Source organism: Streptomyces cynarae (assembly GCF_025642135.1).
GTDB classification, from domain to species: domain Bacteria; phylum Actinomycetota; class Actinomycetes; order Streptomycetales; family Streptomycetaceae; genus Streptomyces; species Streptomyces cynarae.
In genome coordinates this window covers 711,494-729,192 of record NZ_CP106793.1, presented here as the reverse complement: position 1 = coordinate 729,192, position 17,699 = coordinate 711,494, and the positions used below count along the sequence as shown (strand labels likewise).

The following is a 17,699-nucleotide window of genomic DNA, read 5'->3' as shown; positions in this document are numbered from 1 at the left end:
CCCGGAGATGTCGTCGTCACCCACCACGTCTGCGACTCCTCGATACAAGGTCTACGGCGCTCAGAGCGTAGCACCTGTCGTGGCCTTGCCCGGTTCCGGCCGTCGGAGCGCATGTGTTGCATGGGCACATGTCGAACGGACACATGCCGCGTTGCCCCGTTCGCCGTGTTGTTGACAGCCCTAGGCGGCCATGCCAGTATCGTCACCAGTTGAATAGGTGACGATGTCACTGTATGGCTCGACGGTGTTCACATGTGTGGATCCACTCGGCCGGCGCCGTCTGCCGTGCGGCCGCGCCTCGCCGGGATCGTCGCCACTCCGAAGGAGCACACTGACCATGGCAGGAAAGCCGAAGCCGAGGGCCGAGGGCGCACCGGTGGGACGGCGGGCGATGCTGGGCATGCTCGGCGCGGGCGCTGCGGGGCTCGCCGCCGCGCCCTACCTCCAGCGCGGCTGGGAGGGATTCCTCGGCGCCGCCTCCCAGGTCGACGCGACCGGGCTGACCGGCCTGCTGCCCAATCCGGGCGGCTTCCGGTACTACAGCGTCGTCGGCTCGGTGCCGCACAAGGACGAGACGAACTACGAACTGACGGTCGGCGGACTGGTGGAGAAGCCGAAGACCTACACGCTCGCCGACCTGCGCGCGATGCCGCAGACCCGCGTCGTCCATGACGTGCTGTGCACCGACGGATGGCGTGTGGACAAGACGCCTTTCGAAGGGGTGAAGCTGGCGGACATCCTGGACGCCGCCGGGGTGCGCTCCCCGGGCGCGGCGGTCCGCTTCACCTGCTTCGACGGCGCCTACACCGAGAGTCTCACCCTGGGGCAGGCCCGCCGCTCGGACGTCCTGGTGGCACTGAACATGCAGGACAAGCCCATCACCCACGACCACGGCGGACCCGTCCGTCTCTACGTGGCCCCCATGTACTTCTACAAGTCGGCCAAGTGGCTGTCCGGCATCTCGGTCACCGACAAGGTCGTTCCCGGCTACTGGGAGGAACGCGGTTATGCGATCGACGGCTGGCTCGACGGCGCCGACCGGCACAGCGACGCGGCCTGATCCCTCCGGCCGGGTCCGCCGCTTCAGCACCGCCGAGCGCATGGTCCACCGGGCCACCGGCTACCTGATGCTGGTGTGCCTGGTCTCCGCGGCCTGCCTGTACCTCGGGCCGCTCGCCCAACTGGTCGGGCGGCGGCACCTGATGGTCACCGTGCACGAGTGGTCGGGCATCTCGCTGCCGCTGCCCTTCCTGCTGGGACTCCTCTCGGCCGACTTCCGCGCGGACCTGCGCAGGCTGAACCGGTTCGCTGTGTACGACCGGCAGTGGCTGCGGGCCGTCCGCAGGCGCAGGACCGCGCCCGAGGCGCGCCCGGCCGGCAAGTTCAACGCGGGGCAGAAGCTCTACGCCGGCTGGATCGCCGGCGCCGTCCTGGTCATGATGTTCACCGGCCTGCTGATGTGGTTCATGGGGCTGCTGCCCTTCATCTCCCGCACCAGCGCGATCTTCGTCCACGACCTGCTGGCCTGGGCGATCACATTCGTCGTCCTCGGGCACATGCGCAAGGCCTTCGAGGATCCGGAGGCGCGTCTCGGCATGCGTACCGGGTACGTCAGCCGGTCCTGGGCGCAGCGGCACCATTCCCGGTGGCTGCGGGAGGAGCGTGATGGCAGCGTGGCCGGGGGAGCGGACGAGGTGTGACGTGACGTGGGCCGGGCGATGCCCTGCCGGTACGGCCGCGGACCCCGCCCAATGACCTAACACGTTCGTCACGGTCATCGGGCCGGGTTCCGTGGACGCGGACCGTCAACTGACTGTTGTCGGGTGCTCGGCGTGCGTCCAGAGTGAGAACCGGCCGCAGCGTCCGGCCCTGGCTCACTCGAAGTTCAAACACACCCTTCAGTCACCGCTTCAACCGGTGATAATGTCCGGATCGGTCTTCGGCGAACCCGAGGCTGCCTCGGGTTGCCCACCCAGGTCAGGGGGGCATACGCGCGGACGTCTTCCGCGGTGAGGCCGCCGCTCCAGCCACTGTCCTGCTCATCCGCCATACACATGTGTCGCCGCGCGACCAGGCGCACACCCACTCCTTGGATGGATACCCATGAGACGACGACTTCTGACTGTCCTCGCGGCCGGTGTGCCGCTGGCTGCGGCGGTGTACCTGCCGACCGCGTCGGCGGAACCCCGCAATTCCGCCTCCATGCCGCTCAACTGCGACACGGTGTCGGTGAAGGCCCCGGCCGGCACCACGGTGGAGTCCGTGACGGCGCTCCGCCAAGAGGGCGGCACCATCCAGGGCACGGGGGTCCTGCAAGGCACGGTCACCGACGTCCCGGCGTTCTGCGAGGTCACGGTCACCCTCACCCACCCGGGCGACAGCGACCATGCCAAGGTGCGGACCTGGTTGCCCGTCAGCGGTTGGAACGGCCGCTTCCAGGGGCTCGGGGGCGCCGCCTACCTCGCCGGGGACAACAATGTCGGTCTGGCCACCGCGGTCAAGGACGGCTACGCGGCGACCACCACGGACGCCGGTGTCGGCGACGCCCTGGACACCAGCTGGGCACTGAACAGCAAGGGGAAGGTCAACACCGCCCTGCTGAAGAACTTCGCCTCCCGCTCCCAGCACGAGGCGGCGGTCGTCGGCAAGGAGGTCGTCGACGGGGTCTACGGCAAACGCGCCTCCTACTCCTACTTCACCGGCTGCTCCACCGGCGGACGCCAGGGCTACATGGAGGCCCAGCGCTACCCGACCGACTACGACGGCATCCTCGCCGACGCGCCCGCGATCAACTGGGACGAGTTCGAAGTCGCCACCCTGTGGCCGCAGGTGGTCATGAACAACGAGAAGACCTACCCGGCCCCCTGTGAGTTCAAGGCCTTCACCGACGCCGCCGTCAAGGCCTGCGACTCGCTCGACGGCGTCAAGGACGGCCTCGTCAACGACGCGTCCCGCTGCGACTTCGACCCGCGCCGGCTGATCGGCACCAAGGTCGTGTGCAACGGCAAGGAGTTGACTGTCACGGCGGCAGACGCGGCCGTGGTGCGCAAGATCTGGGACGGTCCGCGCACGCCGTCGGGCAGGAAGCTGTGGTCCGGCGTCCCGATCGGGGCCAACCTGGCGGCTCTGGCGGGTGTTTCCGACCCCGACGCCAACGGGAACGTCAAGGGAGCGCCGTTCCAGGTGCCCGCCGACTGGGTCAGGCTGTGGGTGGCGAAGGACCCGTCCCTCGACGTCTCGGAGATCACTTACAGCCGGTTCACGCGGCTGTTCGAGCAGTCCGAGGCCGAGTACGACAAGGTCATCGGCACGGACGACCCGGACCTGTCCGCCTTCCTCAAGTCCGGCGGCAAGCTGCTGACCTGGCACGGCCAGGCCGACCAGTACATCCCGACTCAGGGCACCGTGCAGTACCGCGAGCAGGTCGAGCGGGAGATGGGCGGCTCCAAGCGCGTCGACGACTTCTACCGTCTCTTCCTCGCCCCGAACACCGACCACTGCGGCCTCAACGGCCTTGACGGTTCGGCTGACGGCCTCGCCGCGCTGACCGCCTGGGTCGAACACGGCAAGGCGCCCAAGACGCTGCCCGCCACTCTGATCAACGCAGACGGTCAGACGGTCACCCGTGACCTGTGCAGCTACCCGTCGGTGTCCCGCTACAAGGGCCACGGCGACACGACTGCCGCCTCCAGCTTCCGCTGCGTCTCCCCGTCCCGGCACTGACCGGCCGGTCCACGGACGACTCCCCGACCTTAGAAAGGCCGAACCATCATGAGCACGCAGACTGCGACGCCTTCGAGTCCGGCGACGACGGGCGGGCGCTCCTCCCTGCTGAGGCTGTACCTGGGCCGTGGCGTCCTGGCCCTGGCGTGGGCCCTGGCGTTCGCCGGAGCCCACGAGCACGTCGACGCCGTGGCGATCACGCTGCTGGTCGTCTACCCGCTGATCGACGCGGTGTCCTCGCTGATCGACTACCGTGCCACCCCAGACGGTTCCGAGCGCCGTGTCACCGCGTTCAACGGGGTCCTCAGCACACTGGCCGCCATCGCGGTCGGCATCGCCGGCGCGGGCGGCGTGGCCCCGGTGCTCCATGTGTTCGGTGCCTGGGCCGTCGCCTCCGGTGCCGCCCAGGTGATCGTCGGACTGCGGCGGCGCGGCCCCGAGTCGGGCGCCCAGTGGCCGACCCTGATCTCGGGCGGGCTGTCGTTCGTCGTCGGCATCTTCTACAACGTCCAGGCCGCGGGCGACGATCCCTCGCTCGACGTGCTGTCGGTGTACGCCACCGGCGGCGGGGTGTGGTTCATCGTCCAGGCCGTGCTGCTGGGCTGGAAGTCCCGGCAGCTGCGCACCCGGACCGTCTGACCCCGGACCACGCTTCCTGTGCCGTCCCGGCCCGCGCCCCGAGGCGCGGGCCGGGATTTTCGTGTCGTACGGACTGGACCCGGACCGTCAGGCGACGCGGTAGCACACCGGAAGGCACGTCACGCGGCGGGTCGTAACGGAGACGGCCCAGTCCAACGAGTCCACCGGTATGGCGAGTTCCGGTTCGGGGACGCGGGACGGCAGTGGTGCACGCGCCCGTGTGCGAGGGCGAAGGCAGCTGGAGGGCATGGCTCGACCAGCGGCGGAAGTCCGGGTCGTGCTCGTCGGGGATGCCGAGGAGTTCGGCGATCACCGTCGCGGGCAGCGGCGCGTGAAACGCCTCGACGAGGTCGATCTCACCGGCGGGCGGCACGGCGTCGATCAGCTCGTGGGCGATCCGCTCGATGCGCGGGGCCAGTTCGGCGGTGCGGCAGTGCGGCGCGCGGTGAAGGCGGCGGCGTCCAGGCGGCGCAGCCGGCCGTGCTACGGCGGATCGGCACGGCGTCTGCGAGCCCAGTCCCACCGAGGGCCTGTTGAGGACGTGACCGGCGGCGACGAGGGCCGCGTTCACTCTGCCGCGCTGGTACGGGCCGGCCCGGTTCCGTGCGGGGTTCTGGCCCGCCCGGTATGGCGGTCCGGACATGCCAGAGGGGCATGCGCGCGGCGCATGCCCCTCTGGCGTCGGAGAACTCAGTTGTCGTTGTTGAAGATGGAGAGCACGCGCAGCACTTCCAGGTAGATCCAGACCAGCGTCAGGGTGAGGCCGAAGGCGGCCAGCCAGGCCTCCTGGCGCGGGGCGCCGTAGGCGACGGCGTCCTCGACCTGCTTCAGGTCGAGGGCGAGGAAGGCCGCACCGAGCAGGATGCCGATGACGCCGAAGGCGAGGCCGAGGCCGCCGCTGTGGAAGCCGAGGCCGTTTCCGGCGCCGAAGGCGGAGAAGAGGGAGTCGGCGACAAGCAGGAGCAGGAACCCGGTCGCGGCGGCGGCGACGAATCCGGCGAACCGCCGGGTGACCCGGATCCAGCGCATCCGGTACGCGATGAGCACGCCCGCGGACACTGCGAAGGTGCCGAGGACCGCCTGGACGACCACGCCCGGCGCGATGTACGTCGAGACCGTGCTGGAGAACACGCCGAGGAAGACACCTTCGAACGCCGCGTATCCGAGGATCAGCGCCGGAGACGGCGTCCGCCGGAACGACTGGACCATCGACAGCACGAAGGCGACGAGGGCGGCGCCCACGGCCAGGCCGTAGGACCGGCCGATGTTCGCCTCGTCGACGGGCAGCAGGAGCCAGGAGAGCACCGCCGTCAGGGCCACGGTACCGAGGGTCGTCGCGGTGCGGACGATGACGTCGTCCATGGTCACCGCGGTCGAGCCGGCGCGCAGGCCGGTGTCGGCGGGGGAGGCGTACAGGTTGGCGTCGGCGGGGGAGGCGTACGGGTTGGTCCGGTAGTCGCCGGTCGGGCTGGCGCCGACCGTGGCACCCAGCGGCTCGCGCCGGTGCGCGCCCGCCGGGCCTGCGCCACGGGTGGCGCCCCAGCGGGAGAAGATCGGGTTGCTCGTCCTCACGTCATTCCTCCTCGTCCGCCGCACTCGCGGCTTGGCGCAAAGCGTTTGTCGTCGGGCGCCCGTGGCGGCGCACGTGTGCCGGTGGCCATCCACCGGGTCGACGACCGCAACCCTTCACGTCACCACTCTAGCAGGTGACGTGAGAGGGGTGAGTCCCCGTCCGCTCGGGCCGGGCAGACGGTCATTCGGACGGCGCCTGCGGGCCGTCGAGCAGTTCCATGAGGAAGCCGTCCCAGTTCAAGCCGTCCATCTCCGTCTCGGCCGAGACGATGCGGTAGGTGGCGTCGAGCCACTCCGCCAGCGGCGCGGTGGGGATCTCGAACAGCGCCTCCACCTCCTCGGACTCCAGAAGCAGCCACGACGAGGGCCGCTCTCCGGGCAGAGTCGGCCACATCCGCACGTCGCCCGCCCCGCTCATCGACGTCACTCCGCGGTACAGGAGTTCACGGCCGATGTGCCAGATGAGAGTGGGTCCCCGTTCCGCCGCGAACTCGACCGTGATCACCGCGGGCATGTCCACGCCGAAGCGGAACTTGGCCCGCATGGGCTGCCGGGTGAATTCGTCCAGCATCTGGTCGAGGTCCAGCAACAACGACGGCACGAGCTCGGGCGCCGAACGCGCCCGCAGTGGTGACTGATCACGATGCATGACAGGAGTTTCCCTCCGTGGGACGAAGTCTGCGTGTTCCACTCTTCGCCCGGGGCGGACGCCGCACATCGGTCAGTTGACGGTCGGAGGACAGCCCCCGACGGGGCAGTGACGGTCGGAGGCCGGCTCAGGACGGGGCAGTTGTCGGAACACCGGCGCCGGTGCCCGGCGTCCGCGAGGCTCGCGTCGGCGCAAAAGTGGGCGCGGAACGTGCCTGTCCTGTGCACTGCGGGGGGACGTGACGTAAGTCATTGCCTGATGGTGCCGCACGGCGGTGACCAGTGTGGGGGTGCCGCCGTGGCCGGAGGCGCCGAACTCGCCGGTGCGGGCCTGCGGTTCGGGGTGCGACAGTCAGCCGAGTTCGGGGGACCCGTGCACCGGAGTCGCCGCGTCACGCAGACGGCGGTATTTCACGAACAGGGATCCCTCGGCCTGCAGAACCGACTCCAAAGCCATGGGCCGTGCCTGTGCGGGCAACGGGTGTGTGCTGATGCGTCCGTCGCGTCCGCCGACGACGAACGGCGCCACGGTGAGGCAGAGGGCGTCGACCAGGTCCTCGTCGACCAGTCCGCCGAACAATGTCGGCCCGCCTTCGCAGTCGACTCTTCTGAGCCCGCGCTCCGCCAGCGCACTGAGCGCACCCCGCAGATCCACCGCCGCGTCTCCGACCGTCACCAGGTCCACGCCCGCGGCGATCAGGTCCCTCTTTGCTGTATGCGGGGCGGCGCGGCATGTGATCACGACGGGCGGCTCGGGGCAGTCCGCGATCTGCGGTGCGTCGGGTCCGAGAGAGCATCGGTTGGTGACCAGGGCGATGGGCGGATGGGGGCGCAGGCCATGCGCGGTGCGCCGTGCCGGATCGACCCGGATCTTCTGGTAGGCGCCGGCAACGGCGGTCGCTACACCCACCATGATGACGTCCGCGAGATCCCTGGCCAGTCCCAGGACACGGCGATCGGCCGGCCCGGAAAGACACTCGGAGTCCCCGTCGACGGTTGCCGCCCCGTCCGCGCTGGCGACGAAATTCGCCTGCACCCAAGCTCTGTCGAGACCGGCGGGGTAGTCGTACAACGTTTCCAAATCGCTTTCGTCCACGGGCACCACGGGCGCGGGGAACAGGCTCTGCATGCTCGATCGCTCACTTCCATGGAGACAGCCGGTCGAGAAGGACGTGCCTGCCCAGGCCGGCGATGTGAGAGTGCCCCGCCGCGGTCGTCGGTCTCGCGACACGGACCGGAGGGGAAGCCGTTGCCCGGCGCCACATGCCTGCACGCGGGCTCGGACTGCCTGGACAGCATCCGCTGCGCCGCGCGGACCGGAAGCGTCTGGCTGAAATCGCCCGCCGAAGTGGCGCGTTGATCCCCGTGCCACAGGAACGTGACCGACGTGTGATCGGCCCGACGGAGTCGGTGCGCCCAGACGATACGTTTCCGTCTGCACTCGGTATGACAACGGTCGTGAGACGGCCGCAGTCACACCCATGTGGCTGGAACGGCCATGTGGCCGGAGTGGACGCCCATCTGGCACATGTGCTGTACCGCCTTCACGACGGTCTCGTCGGCTGGGTGCCTGTGACTCAAGCCCGCGATGCGGTTCATCTCGCCTGCAGGGGGCCCGCGAAGGACTTGCGCAGGGACGGGGGAGCGGCGAGGGGGAGCAGCGCGGCGAGCATCTTTCCCTTGAGCGTGCTCGGCTGCCGCGTCAACTCGACGTCGATCCGGGTGCCGTCGGCCTCGGGGGTCATCCGGAAGACCCAGCCGCCGCCGGCTCCGAAGAGCTTGGAGTCGAGGGTGGTGATGGTGACCGTGTCACCGCCCGGCTCCCACTCGTAACGCGCGCGCTCCCAGGCGGCGGCGGTGCCCTCGGTGACCTCGGCCCAGGTGTCACCGAGGTCGTGGACCTCGAAGTGTTCGTTGTCGATCGTGGGCCAGGCCTCGGCGCGGGAAGGGCCGAAGTCGGTCAGTACCCCCAGCACGTCCTTCGGGCTGAGCGTGGAGACGAGGTGGAAGCGTACGACTGCCATGGGTTTTCCTCCCCAGAGTAACTGCTCTGACCGGTGACGAAAGGTTCCCATGTGCCTGCGTCACCCGTCAAGGCGGTTACTTTGAGGCGGTGTCGGTCAGTCCGGGTGCTGGCGGTGCTGCGCTACCTCGGGCAGCAGCGGGGCGGCGGGCAGCGGCGCGCACGAGGTCGACCGCGTTGTCGACGGAGACCGTACAGCGCTCTTCGCGATCCCGCCGAGCCGGTCGCTCAGTGGCTCGCCCGGACCTACACGGTGGTCCTGACCCCGGATCAGGGGCCGGTCCCCACGGCAGTGCGACGTGATGGCCCACGTCCGGCCGTCAAGGAACCGAGTGCCGTAGCCAGCCGCTTCGGCGCTCACTGGGCACTGTTCAGTCGAGGACTGCGGTGGCTTCGCTCTCGACCAGATGCTCGGGGACGTCCAGCGCCGCGACGCCGATCAGCGTGGTCGGCGGCACCGGAACGCCCCCAGCTTCGCGGCCGCCCGGGGGATGCCGCTCCAGGAGCGGGGGCATCTTGTCGGCAGGTGCCGCCGTCATGGCGCCTCGGGCGAGGTCCGCTCGGAGGCGGCGGGCAGCTTCGCGGGGGCGGCGCGCCCGGTCACCGCCCTTGCCGGAACGTCAGCGACCGGATCGTTACCAGACGACCGGGCCGTCCTTGTCGAAGAAGCCGCCCGTCGGGCCGCCGGCGTCGATCGAGGCCATGCGGATGATGATCTCCGCGCCCTCCTCGATGGTTTGTGTGCCCGTGTGGCCATTGAGGTCGGTGGCGGTGTAGCCGGGGTCGACGGTGTTGAACCGGATGGCGGGGAAAGCCTTGGCGTACTGCGCGCTGATCATGACCAGCGCGGTCTTGGAGGAGTTGTAGTCCAGTGCCGTCACGTGGAACTCCACCCGGCTGGGGTCGGAGGTTGCCGCCAGCGAGCCCAGACCGCTGCCGACGTTGACGACGACCGGGGCATTGCTCGCTTCCAGCAGCGGCAGGAAGGCGTGCGTGACGCGCACGACGCCGAAGACGTTCGTGTCGTACGTGGTCACCATGTCGGCCGCCGTGGTCTCGCCGACCGACTTACGCGCGCCCACGATCCCGGCGTTGTTGACCAGGACGTCGAGGCCGCCGGCGTCCGCGCGGACGAATTCGGCGGCAGCCTTGACGGAATCCTCGTCGGTGACGTCGAGCTGAACGAAGCGGGCACCGAGCCTCTCGGCCGCCTCCCGGCCGCGGTGCGCATCGCGTGCCCCGACGTAGACGGTGTGCCCGGCCTCGATCAGGCGGCGGGCGGTCTCGAACCCGAGGCCCTTGTTCGCTCCAGTGATCAATGTAGTGGTCATGTGTTACTCCGTGCTCGGTGGGGTGGTGACGTCTCCACCCTCCTCGCATCGCGCGGGCGCAGACAGTGCCCGCCTCAGCCAGTGGACCGGCAGTACCAGGCTGTCCGGGCACGGCAACGCGATACTGGGACGATGAGCGAATCCAGGGAACTGGGCAGAGCCCTGCACGGCTGGCGGGACCGGATCGCCCCCGCAACCGTCGGACTGCCCACGGGCGGAGTGCGTCGGGCCGCCGGGCTGCGCCGCGAGGAACTGGCACAGCTCGCCAACCTGTCGGTGGACTACATCACCCGCCTTGAACAGGGCCGGGCCACTTCCCCGTCGGCGCAGGTCCTGTCCGCGCTGGCCCGCGCCCTGCGGCTGTCGGCAGCCGAGCGCGAATACCTGTATCTCCTCGCAGGCCGGCCGGCGCCAGGCCCCGGGCAGCTGTCCGCACACATCCCACCAGGGGTCCGAAGGCTGCTCGACCAACTGGACGGCTCACCGCTGAGCGTGCATGACGCCGCATGGAACCTGATTCTGTGGAACCCGTTGTGGGCCGCCGTGTTCGGAGACGCGTGCGCGCTGCACGGACGCGAGCGCAACATCGTCTGGCGGCACTTCGCCGGCCTGCCGAGCCGGGTCAGCCACACCCCTGAGCAGGAGGCCCGTTTCGAGGCGGCCGTGGTCGCCGATCTCAGGGGGGCGACCGCCCGCTACCCGGCCGATGCCGACCTGCGCTCCATGATCAAGGACCTACGGGCTGTCAGCACCGACTTCGCACGCCTGTGGGACACGGGCATCGTGGGCGTCCATGAGTCGGACACCAAGACCGTCCATCACCCTGACATCGGCACATTCACCGTCGACTGTGACGTGCTCGTCGCTCCCGGCAGCGATCTGCGGATCGTCGCCTATACCGCCGCTCCCGGCAGCGACGCCGCCGACCGGCTCAGGCTACTCAACGTCACCGGCACCCGGGCCATGACCGAAGGCAACACCCCGTGACCGAAGCCGGGCGTCACGCTCTCGGGGATCCAGGTCCGCTCGAACGGCGCGCCGCTCGCTGAAGTGGGACGCCTGCTCGACGCGGGTACGGTCCACGTCGCGATCGACCGCACGTTTCCGCTTGCGGATGCCCGCGATGCCCGCGAAGACCGCCCACGGCAACCCGGCCAGGCCCGGGTGAGCACCCTCAGCGCCGGTTCCGCCGCGCCGGAGCAGGCGACCGGCACCTCGGGGACGACCGCCGCGAATTCCCGCAGTAGTCATCGGTCGACGTCTGGGTCGGCCTGGGCTGCCGTGCGAGTGGCGGCAACCAGGTGATTGCGTCAGCTCGTAAGCAGCGTTTGAAATAACCAGCGTGTGCAATTAATGTGGCCGCGAGGCCGGCCGGTCCGCACCGCTGCCGAATGCGGCGCGGGCATGGCCGCCCTGTCGCGATCCGTTCGACGCCCCTGTGGGCAGTCGGCAACGTCGAGCAACATCTGGAGACCGTTCCTCATGACCATCCCTGCCACCGCCGTCACTCCGCTCACGGTCGGCGACGCCGAGTTCCTGATCGACACGGTGCGCTCGGCCGCCGAAGCTGCCGGTGTCCCCGTCGCCGTCACCGTCCTCGACGCAGGCGGCCACACGCTCGCCTTCCGACGGGACGACCGGGCCGTTCTCATCGCAGGTGAGACCAGCACGCGGAAGGCGTACACCGCTCTGCAGCTGAACGCCCCCACGGCCGACCTGGTCGAAGCCGTCCAGCCCGGTGGCCTCTTCCACACCCTGCCGACCGCCCTGGACCGCCCGTTGCTGTTCATCGCCGGCGGAGTGCCCGTCCACCGTGACGGCCGGCTGATCGGTGCTCTCGGCGTCGGCGGCGGAGCTCCGGAACAGGACCACTCCTTCGCCGATGCGGCCGTCCAGGCGCTGAAGGCCTGAACATCTCACGTCGAGGTGCCGGTACGGGTACCTGTACGGGACCACATATGAAAGGGCAGGGATGATGCAGATCGATCTGAAAGGCCGCACGGCCCTGGTCACCGGCTCCACGCAGGGCATCGGCGTGGCGATCGCCGCCGGTCTGGCTCGTGCCGGGGCCCGGGTGGGCGTCAACGGCCGTACCCCGCAGCGCGTGGACGACAGCATCGCCCGACTGGCACAGGAGGTGCCCGGCGCGGAGCTGGTCCCGGTCGCGGCGGACGTGACGAGCGAGGAGGGCGCTCGCCAGGCCGCGGAAGTCCTGCCGCAGGTGGACATCCTCGTCAACAACCTGGGCATCTTCGGCGTCGAGGATCCTCTGAAGATCACTGACGAACAGTGGCGGCGCTACTTCGAGGTGAACGTGCTGGCCGCCGTACGCCTGACGCGCGTGTACCTCCCGGGCATGACCGAGCGGGGTTGGGGGCGCATCCAGTACATCGCCAGCGACTCGGCGGTCGTCATCCCCGCGGAGATGATCCATTACGGCATGTCGAAGACCGCGCTGCTCGCGGTGGGCCGGGGCTTCGCCAAACAGGCCGCCGGCACGGGCGTCACGGTGAACTCCGTGATCGCCGGCCCCACCCACACCGGGGGCGTCGAGGACTTCGTCTACGAACTCGTCGACCGTGACCTGCCTTGGGAGGAAGCCCAGCGTGTCTTCATGCGCGAGCACCGGCCCCAGTCGCTGCTGCAGCGCTTGATCGAGCCGGAGGAGATCGCCCACATGGTGGTCTACCTCAGCTCCGACCAGGCCTCGGCCACCACGGGTGGCGCACTCCGGGTGGACGGCGGATACGTCGACTCCATCCTGCCGTGAGCGAACCGGGGTCAATGCGCTTCGACCTGGAACGTGGCAGAGGCGGCGGAGGAGGGGCTGAGCAGTTGCTGTGCGCGCGAGAGCAGTGTGGCGTCCAGCATGACCTGCCCCTTGTGGACGGGGTTGGGCTGGGTGGCTTTGAACCTGACGCGAAAGGTGAACGAGCTGCTTGTCCCCGGGCCGAGAGACAGTGCGGTCAGTTGGGGCCGCGAGATGAAGTCCATGCCGGTTCCCTCTGTCACGTACCGGACGCTGTCCCATGTTCCGGTCGCGGGAGACCATTCCTGCAGAGTGCCCTGCGGCGCCTCGCTTGTCGGGGTGTCGACGCAGGAGCAGTGACCCATCGACACCACCAGCGAGGTATCGGCGTAGGCGGTCGGGCCGGGGTTGGCAATGGTCACGGTGAATGGCAGGGCCTTGCCCCCAGGGGCGAGCACGGGATCCGAGGGGAGGCCGGAGACGGTCACGGTGACGGTTCCACCTGTGCCGGCCGTTCCGGTCGGGTGAGCGGACGGCTCACCCGTGACGGGCGTGGCCGCGACCGTTGAACGTCTCGGCACCGAGGGCGAACTCTGCGTGAGGGTGGAGGGGTGAGTGGGCGAACAGGCTCCGGTGAGCGCCATGAGAGCACTCGATCCCAGCACTCCGATGAGTTTGTGCAGCGATGAACGCGTCAAGATGCCCTCCGCGTCTTCCAGAAACGATGATGTACACATGGACACGTCTGACCTCCCAGGTGGGTTGCGTCGCCTCCGGCCGGGATGCGGCGCGTCCGGTAGCCGGGCCGGAGACGGTATGGCAGCGGCTGTGGGGACCAACGCCTTGGGCGGAGGCAACGCGCAGGGTTCGTCGATCTCAGTCAGGGCCGGGCCAGGCAGTCACCCCAGAGTTCGGCAAGCGGTGCCGGGATCTGCGAAATGGCCCCGCAACCCCGCGGACTGCGCGGGAGCCCGTCGCTGGCGGTATAGGTCCAATCGCCGCCCGGGGCTTTGGTGAAGTACTTCTCGGCGGCCCCGTCATCTTGCAACTGCACCAGCTCGTTCTCCGCGGCACCGGCCGTCGGCGTGAACGACGCTCCCGCGTAGAAGACGTCGCCGCATGCGCCGTAGTAGAACGTGCCCTTGGCGGGGGCGATGTGCACCAGTCCCGGCTGCGACCGTCGATACGCCACCGTCACCGCGTCCTTGACCTGCTCCGGCACCACCAGGGAACGGCACGACGAAGATGGCGGCCGCACGGGCGCGGTCGCCGGGTCCGGTGTCGCGCTGGAGGGATTCGTGGACATGGCGGGCGGGGACGTGAGCCCGTCCGGCGTGGCGGGGCTCACGACCGCCTCGGGCGGGGAGGCCTGGCGGGACGTGCCGGTGACGGCGTAGGCACCGCCCCCGACCGCGGCGACCAGGGCAACGGTCAGTGCGGCGGTGGTGGCCCGGTGGCGCCGCCGCAGATCGTCGCCGCGGGCCCGGACGGCTGCGGCGGGCCGGGGACTGGTCCGCCTGGCGAGCTCCTCGGAGCCGTCCTTGAGGATGGCCTCGAAGTCTTCAGTCATGGTGGTGCACCTCCTGGTCGGTGGAGCCGGGCACGTCGGCCTCGACTGCGGAAGCGATGCCGGGGGCGGCGACTGCCAGCCGGAAGCCCGCCGGGCGCGCGGCTGCGGACGTACGGTCGCCCGCGCCGTCGGACAGATGCGGCGCCATCGCCTGGCGTCCACGCGCGAGCCGGGCCTTGACCGTGCCCGGCGCGGCGCCGGTTTCACGGGCTGTCTCCTCAACGGACAACCCGACCAGGTGATGCAGCACGATCGCCCGCCGCTGCTCATAGGGGATCCGCCGCAACGCCGCGACGATCGCCACATAGTCGGGGCTGACATCGGGCACCTCGACGTGTATCCCGTGGCGGCGGTGGGCCGTGAGCCGATTGACCGTCTTGCGCCAGACGCTCACCCGGATCCGGCACGCCACCGAACGCACCCAGGCCTCAGGGTCCGAGTAGGCGGAGAGCTTCTCCCAGTTCTGCCAGGCCCGGGCGAAGGCCTCCTGCACCAGGTCCTCTGCCTCGGCGAGGCTGCCTGTCATCGCGTACATCTGGCTGGTCAGCCGACGCACGGTACAAGCGTAGAAATCGTCAAAGACGCGTGGGTCGCGCATTGCCCCCTCCACTCACGGGTTCGAGGGGCGATGCCCTCACGTCTTGCCACGCCCGAACAGAGCAGTAGGTTGCACGACAACCGCGGGGGTACGGAGCTGATCACCCAGGCGTCCCAGTGGCCTGAGTCTGAGATGCCTCACGCTACGGCCGACACCAGAGGGGTCAGTGTCAGGGATCGTACGGGCGAGTAACGTGGCCGGTCATTTCCCTGGACCATGCGAGAGCAAAGCCTTTCCCATCCTTTGCGTCGATGAACGACGGCCGGTGGCGCGATGCCCTCGCCGGTACGGCTCTTCGAAGGCGATCGGCGCCTTGCCGGCTCCCCGTGAGACGGAGCGGTCATTCACGCCATGCCACCCAGCGCCTCAGCGGTGGCGAGTTCGGCAAAGATGCCCGTCCCGCCGGGCGTTTCCGTCCCGGGCGGGTGCTGCGTTCGGCCAGGGCGGCGATCGCGGAGCGCATGCCGCGGCCGAAAACCAAGTCGCGCGGCCAGTGCTCGATGCTCTCGCCGCCGTCCCCGCTTAGCCCTCGTTGCACAGGGCAGGCTGCGGGATTGCGCCATAGAATCGCGTCGTACGCTGCCCCGCATGGGTTACATGCGTTCGGGTCGGGCCCGGTCCACGCGGCGGCGGTCATCAGCCACATCGTCGGGAGCCACGGCCATACAGGCGTTGAAGTTTCTCGGCATCAGCGCCCTGTCCGGAATCGTGCTGGCCGGTATCGCACTGCCGGCCACCGGGGCGCTCGGCCTGTCCGCGAAGGGCGCCGCAACCGGCTTCGACGATCTGCCGGGCGACCTCAAGCGTCCGCCCCTGAGCCAGGCTTCACACATCCTGGACGCCAACGGCGACCTCATCGCGACCGTCTACTCCCGAGACCGCACCGTGGTCCCGCTCAGTGAGATCAGCCCGGTCATGCAGAAGGCCGTCGTCGCCATCGAGGACGCCCGCTTCTGGCAGCACGGCCCCATCGATCCCAAAGGCGTGATCCGCGCGGTCGTCAGGGACACGCAGGCGGGCAGCGCTCAGCAGGGTGCCTCCACGCTGACCCAGCAGTACGTCAAGAACGTCTTCGTCGAGGAGGCGGGTGACGACCCGAACGCCGTGGCCCAGGCCACCTCGCCGACCCTCGGCCGCAAGATCCAGGAACTCAAGTACGCGATCCAGGTCGAGAAGCAACTCGGTAAGAAAAAGATCCTGCAGAACTACCTCAACATCGTGCCCTTCGGGGAGCAGTCCTTCGGCATCGAGGCGGCCTCCGAGCGCTACTTCAGCACACACGCCAAGGACCTCACGCTGCCGCAGGCCGCTCTCCTGGCCGGCGTGGTCAACGGCACCACGCTGTACGACCCCATGCAGCACCCCCAGGCCGCTCGCACCCGTCGCGACATAGTTCTGCAGCGCATGGCCGACGTCCACGACATCACCCAGGCGCAGGCCGACGCCGCCGAGCGGCAGCCGCTCGCACTGAAGCCCACCGCACCCAGGAACGGCTGCATCACCGCCGTCCGTGGTGCCGCCTTCTTCTGCGACTACGTCCGCGAGGTCTTCCTCGACAGCCCCGTCTTCGGCAAGACCGCAGAAGACCGAGCCAAGCGCTGGAACACCGGCGGCCTGACCATCAAGACCACCCTGGACCCGAAGGCCCAGGACGCCGTGCAGGCCGCCATCACCCAGCACGTCTACATGACCGACCCCGTCGCCACCGCCGTCACCCTCGTCCAGCCCGGCACCGGCAAGATCCTCGCGATGGGCCAGTCTCGTCCGTACGGCTTCGGCACGGACGAGACACAGATCAACCTCAGCGTCGACCACGACATGGGCGGCGGAACCGGCTTCCAGTCGGGCTCGACGTTCAAACCGATCACCGCTGCCGCGGCGATCGACGGCGGTACCGACCCCAACACCGTGCTGCCGGCTCCGTATTCGATGGACTATCCGAGTCCGGTGAGCACCTGCGGCAATCCATGGGTACGCAATCCCACCGACCCACCGCTGTCGAACGAGGACAAGTCGGAAGTCGGTCCGATGAACATGAACAAGGCGATGGCCCTGTCGGTCAACACCTACTTCGTCCAGCTCATCAGCAACATCGGCATCTGCCCAGTGGTCCAGATGGAGCAGAAGCTCGGCGTGCACCAGGCGAACGGCGCCCCGCTCCAACAGGTCCCCTCCATTACGCTGGGCACACAACAAGTGAGCCCGCTGACGATGGCCTCCGCCTACGCCGCCTTCGCCGACAACGGCGTCTACTGCACGCCGACGGCCATCGAATCGGTCACCGACGCGAGCGGGAAGTCGCTGCCGGTACCGCAGACCTCATGCAGCCAGGCGATGTCCCCGAAGACCGCCGCGACCATCAACACGCTCCTCAAGGGCGTGGTCGAGGACGGCACCGGCCAGCAGGCAGGGCTGAAGGACCGCGACAGCGCGGGCAAGACCGGTACGACCGACAATCGATGGGCGGCGTGGTTCGTCGGCTACACCTCGAACCTGGCCGGCGCGGTCTGGGTCGGCGGCCCGTCCCACAACGTCCCCATGACGAACATCACCATCGGCGGCGTCTTCCACGAGGAGGTCTTCGGCGCCGACACCCCTGGTCCCATCTGGCGCGACGCCATGACCGGCGCCCTCGCCGGCACGGTCTCGCCCCCGCTGCCCACCGTCCAACTCGCCGCCGACAACCCGCAGACCCCCGAGCCGGGCGCCTCCACCACCCCCGACAGCAGTGGCAACACACCCCAGCCCCCTGCGACCCCCCGCCCGCCCCGGCTTCGCGGTCCGAACGGCGGGAAGCACAGGTAGCGGGTGCGCGCGCCTTCCGAGCCGGGCCGACGAGGCGGCCT

General features: G+C 69.4%; 18 protein-coding genes. 9 read left to right on the top strand and 9 right to left on the bottom strand.

Annotation, left to right across the window (positions count from 1 at the left end; genetic code table 11):
• The first annotated feature begins 337 nt into the window (after positions 1 to 337).
• The 4 genes from N8I84_RS03550 (at position 338) to N8I84_RS03535 (ending at position 4,362) form a co-directional block, all read left to right on the top strand.
• Positions 338 to 1,060, top strand: a complete 723-nt coding sequence (locus N8I84_RS03550; RefSeq protein ID WP_263228069.1) for a molybdopterin-dependent oxidoreductase — start codon at positions 338 to 340, stop codon at positions 1,058 to 1,060.
• Positions 1,008 to 1,700: a cytochrome b/b6 domain-containing protein gene (locus N8I84_RS03545; RefSeq protein WP_263228067.1), complete on the top strand. Its 693-nt coding sequence runs from the start codon at positions 1,008 to 1,010 to the stop codon at positions 1,698 to 1,700. Before N8I84_RS03550 ends, N8I84_RS03545 begins: the two co-directional genes overlap by 53 nt.
• A 403-nt stretch (positions 1,701 to 2,103) precedes the next feature.
• A complete protein-coding gene (locus N8I84_RS03540; RefSeq protein WP_263228065.1) occupies positions 2,104 to 3,723 on the top strand; it encodes a tannase/feruloyl esterase family alpha/beta hydrolase in 1,620 nt (539 codons plus the stop codon).
• 48 nt (positions 3,724 to 3,771) lie between these two features.
• Complete coding sequence (locus N8I84_RS03535) at positions 3,772 to 4,362, top strand: DUF308 domain-containing protein (RefSeq protein WP_263228039.1); 591 nt, start codon at positions 3,772 to 3,774, stop codon at positions 4,360 to 4,362.
• Between the two features lie 690 nt (positions 4,363 to 5,052).
• On the opposite strand, the gene N8I84_RS03530 is transcribed toward N8I84_RS03535, so the two are convergent.
• From N8I84_RS03530 to N8I84_RS03505, 6 genes are all read right to left on the bottom strand, one after another.
• Positions 5,053 to 5,934, bottom strand: coding sequence for a Bax inhibitor-1/YccA family protein (locus N8I84_RS03530; protein ID WP_263228038.1), 882 nt, complete (start codon positions 5,932 to 5,934; stop codon positions 5,053 to 5,055).
• 181 nt (positions 5,935 to 6,115) lie between these two features.
• A complete protein-coding gene (locus N8I84_RS03525; protein ID WP_263228035.1) occupies positions 6,116 to 6,583 on the bottom strand; it encodes an SsgA family sporulation/cell division regulator in 468 nt (155 codons plus the stop codon).
• Between the two features lie 351 nt (positions 6,584 to 6,934).
• Entirely contained in the window at positions 6,935 to 7,687 is a 753-nt protein-coding gene (locus tag N8I84_RS03520) for a pyrimidine reductase family protein (RefSeq protein ID WP_263228033.1), read from the bottom strand.
• Between the two features lie 490 nt (positions 7,688 to 8,177).
• Positions 8,178 to 8,606, bottom strand: coding sequence for an SRPBCC family protein (locus N8I84_RS03515; protein WP_263228031.1), 429 nt, complete (start codon positions 8,604 to 8,606; stop codon positions 8,178 to 8,180).
• 370 nt (positions 8,607 to 8,976) lie between these two features.
• The gene (locus tag N8I84_RS43050; protein ID WP_390898838.1) at positions 8,977 to 9,144 is read right to left on the bottom strand and encodes a RidA family protein; all 168 of its coding nucleotides are present in this window, start codon (positions 9,142 to 9,144) and stop codon (positions 8,977 to 8,979) included.
• A 96-nt stretch (positions 9,145 to 9,240) separates the two neighbouring features.
• Entirely contained in the window at positions 9,241 to 9,936 is a 696-nt protein-coding gene (locus N8I84_RS03505) for an SDR family oxidoreductase (RefSeq protein WP_263228029.1), read from the bottom strand.
• A gap of 132 nt (positions 9,937 to 10,068) precedes the next feature.
• Here N8I84_RS03505 and N8I84_RS03500 point away from each other — a divergent pair, with 132 nt between their 5' ends.
• The 4 genes from N8I84_RS03500 to N8I84_RS03485 all read left to right on the top strand — a co-directional run bounded on the left by N8I84_RS03500 (position 10,069) and on the right by N8I84_RS03485 (position 12,706).
• Positions 10,069 to 10,923 (top strand): helix-turn-helix transcriptional regulator, encoded by an 855-nt coding sequence (locus tag N8I84_RS03500; protein WP_263228028.1) that lies wholly within the window; start codon positions 10,069 to 10,071, stop codon positions 10,921 to 10,923.
• A 27-nt stretch (positions 10,924 to 10,950) separates the two neighbouring features.
• Positions 10,951 to 11,241, top strand: a complete 291-nt coding sequence (locus N8I84_RS43045) for a zinc-binding dehydrogenase (protein WP_390899014.1) — start codon at positions 10,951 to 10,953, stop codon at positions 11,239 to 11,241.
• A 183-nt stretch (positions 11,242 to 11,424) separates the two neighbouring features.
• Positions 11,425 to 11,847: a GlcG/HbpS family heme-binding protein gene (locus N8I84_RS03490; protein WP_263234645.1), complete on the top strand. Its 423-nt coding sequence runs from the start codon at positions 11,425 to 11,427 to the stop codon at positions 11,845 to 11,847.
• Positions 11,848 to 11,911: 64 nt separating this feature from the next.
• Positions 11,912 to 12,706 carry an SDR family NAD(P)-dependent oxidoreductase gene (locus N8I84_RS03485; protein WP_263234644.1) on the top strand — a complete coding sequence of 265 codons (795 nt, stop codon included), beginning with the start codon at positions 11,912 to 11,914 and terminating at the stop codon, positions 12,704 to 12,706.
• Positions 12,707 to 12,717: 11 nt separating this feature from the next.
• On the opposite strand, the gene N8I84_RS03480 is transcribed toward N8I84_RS03485, so the two are convergent.
• The 3 genes from N8I84_RS03480 to N8I84_RS03470 all read right to left on the bottom strand — a co-directional run bounded on the left by N8I84_RS03480 (position 12,718) and on the right by N8I84_RS03470 (position 14,853).
• The gene (locus tag N8I84_RS03480) at positions 12,718 to 13,173 is read right to left on the bottom strand and encodes a hypothetical protein (protein ID WP_263228027.1); all 456 of its coding nucleotides are present in this window, start codon (positions 13,171 to 13,173) and stop codon (positions 12,718 to 12,720) included.
• Positions 13,174 to 13,565: 392 nt separating this feature from the next.
• Entirely contained in the window at positions 13,566 to 14,255 is a 690-nt protein-coding gene (locus N8I84_RS03475; RefSeq protein WP_263228025.1) for a hypothetical protein, read from the bottom strand.
• On the bottom strand, positions 14,248 to 14,853 hold the full coding sequence (locus N8I84_RS03470; RefSeq protein ID WP_263228024.1) for a SigE family RNA polymerase sigma factor: 606 nt from the start codon (positions 14,851 to 14,853) through the stop codon (positions 14,248 to 14,250). Before N8I84_RS03470 ends, N8I84_RS03475 begins: the two co-directional genes overlap by 8 nt.
• Before the next feature lie 597 nt (positions 14,854 to 15,450).
• Between N8I84_RS03470 and N8I84_RS03465 the strand changes: the two genes are divergently transcribed.
• Entirely contained in the window at positions 15,451 to 17,658 is a 2,208-nt protein-coding gene (locus tag N8I84_RS03465) for a transglycosylase domain-containing protein (protein ID WP_263234643.1), read from the top strand.
• The last annotated feature ends 41 nt before the right edge of the window (positions 17,659 to 17,699 follow it).

Bases quoted from the DNA above. Each gene is read 5' to 3' on its own strand.
- N8I84_RS03515 (WP_263228031.1), bottom strand. From the start codon at position 8,606: ATGGCAGTCGTACGCTTCCACCTCGTCTCCACGCTCAGCCCGAAGGAC.
- N8I84_RS03500 (WP_263228028.1), top strand. From the start codon at position 10,069: ATGAGCGAATCCAGGGAACTGGGCAGAGCCCTGCACGGCTGGCGGGAC.
- N8I84_RS03550 (WP_263228069.1), top strand. From the start codon at position 338: ATGGCAGGAAAGCCGAAGCCGAGGGCCGAGGGCGCACCGGTGGGACGG.
- N8I84_RS03505 (WP_263228029.1), bottom strand. From the start codon at position 9,936: ATGACCACTACATTGATCACTGGAGCGAACAAGGGCCTCGGGTTCGAG.
- N8I84_RS03485 (WP_263234644.1), top strand. From the start codon at position 11,912: ATGCAGATCGATCTGAAAGGCCGCACGGCCCTGGTCACCGGCTCCACG.
- N8I84_RS03475 (WP_263228025.1), bottom strand. From the start codon at position 14,255: ATGACTGAAGACTTCGAGGCCATCCTCAAGGACGGCTCCGAGGAGCTC.
- N8I84_RS43050 (WP_390898838.1), bottom strand. From the start codon at position 9,144: ATGACGGCGGCACCTGCCGACAAGATGCCCCCGCTCCTGGAGCGGCAT.
- N8I84_RS03535 (WP_263228039.1), top strand. From the start codon at position 3,772: ATGAGCACGCAGACTGCGACGCCTTCGAGTCCGGCGACGACGGGCGGG.
- N8I84_RS03540 (WP_263228065.1), top strand. From the start codon at position 2,104: ATGAGACGACGACTTCTGACTGTCCTCGCGGCCGGTGTGCCGCTGGCT.
- N8I84_RS03465 (WP_263234643.1), top strand. From the start codon at position 15,451: ATGCGTTCGGGTCGGGCCCGGTCCACGCGGCGGCGGTCATCAGCCACA.
- N8I84_RS03545 (WP_263228067.1), top strand. From the start codon at position 1,008: ATGCGATCGACGGCTGGCTCGACGGCGCCGACCGGCACAGCGACGCGG.
- N8I84_RS03525 (WP_263228035.1), bottom strand. From the start codon at position 6,583: ATGCATCGTGATCAGTCACCACTGCGGGCGCGTTCGGCGCCCGAGCTC.
- N8I84_RS03470 (WP_263228024.1), bottom strand. From the start codon at position 14,853: ATGCGCGACCCACGCGTCTTTGACGATTTCTACGCTTGTACCGTGCGT.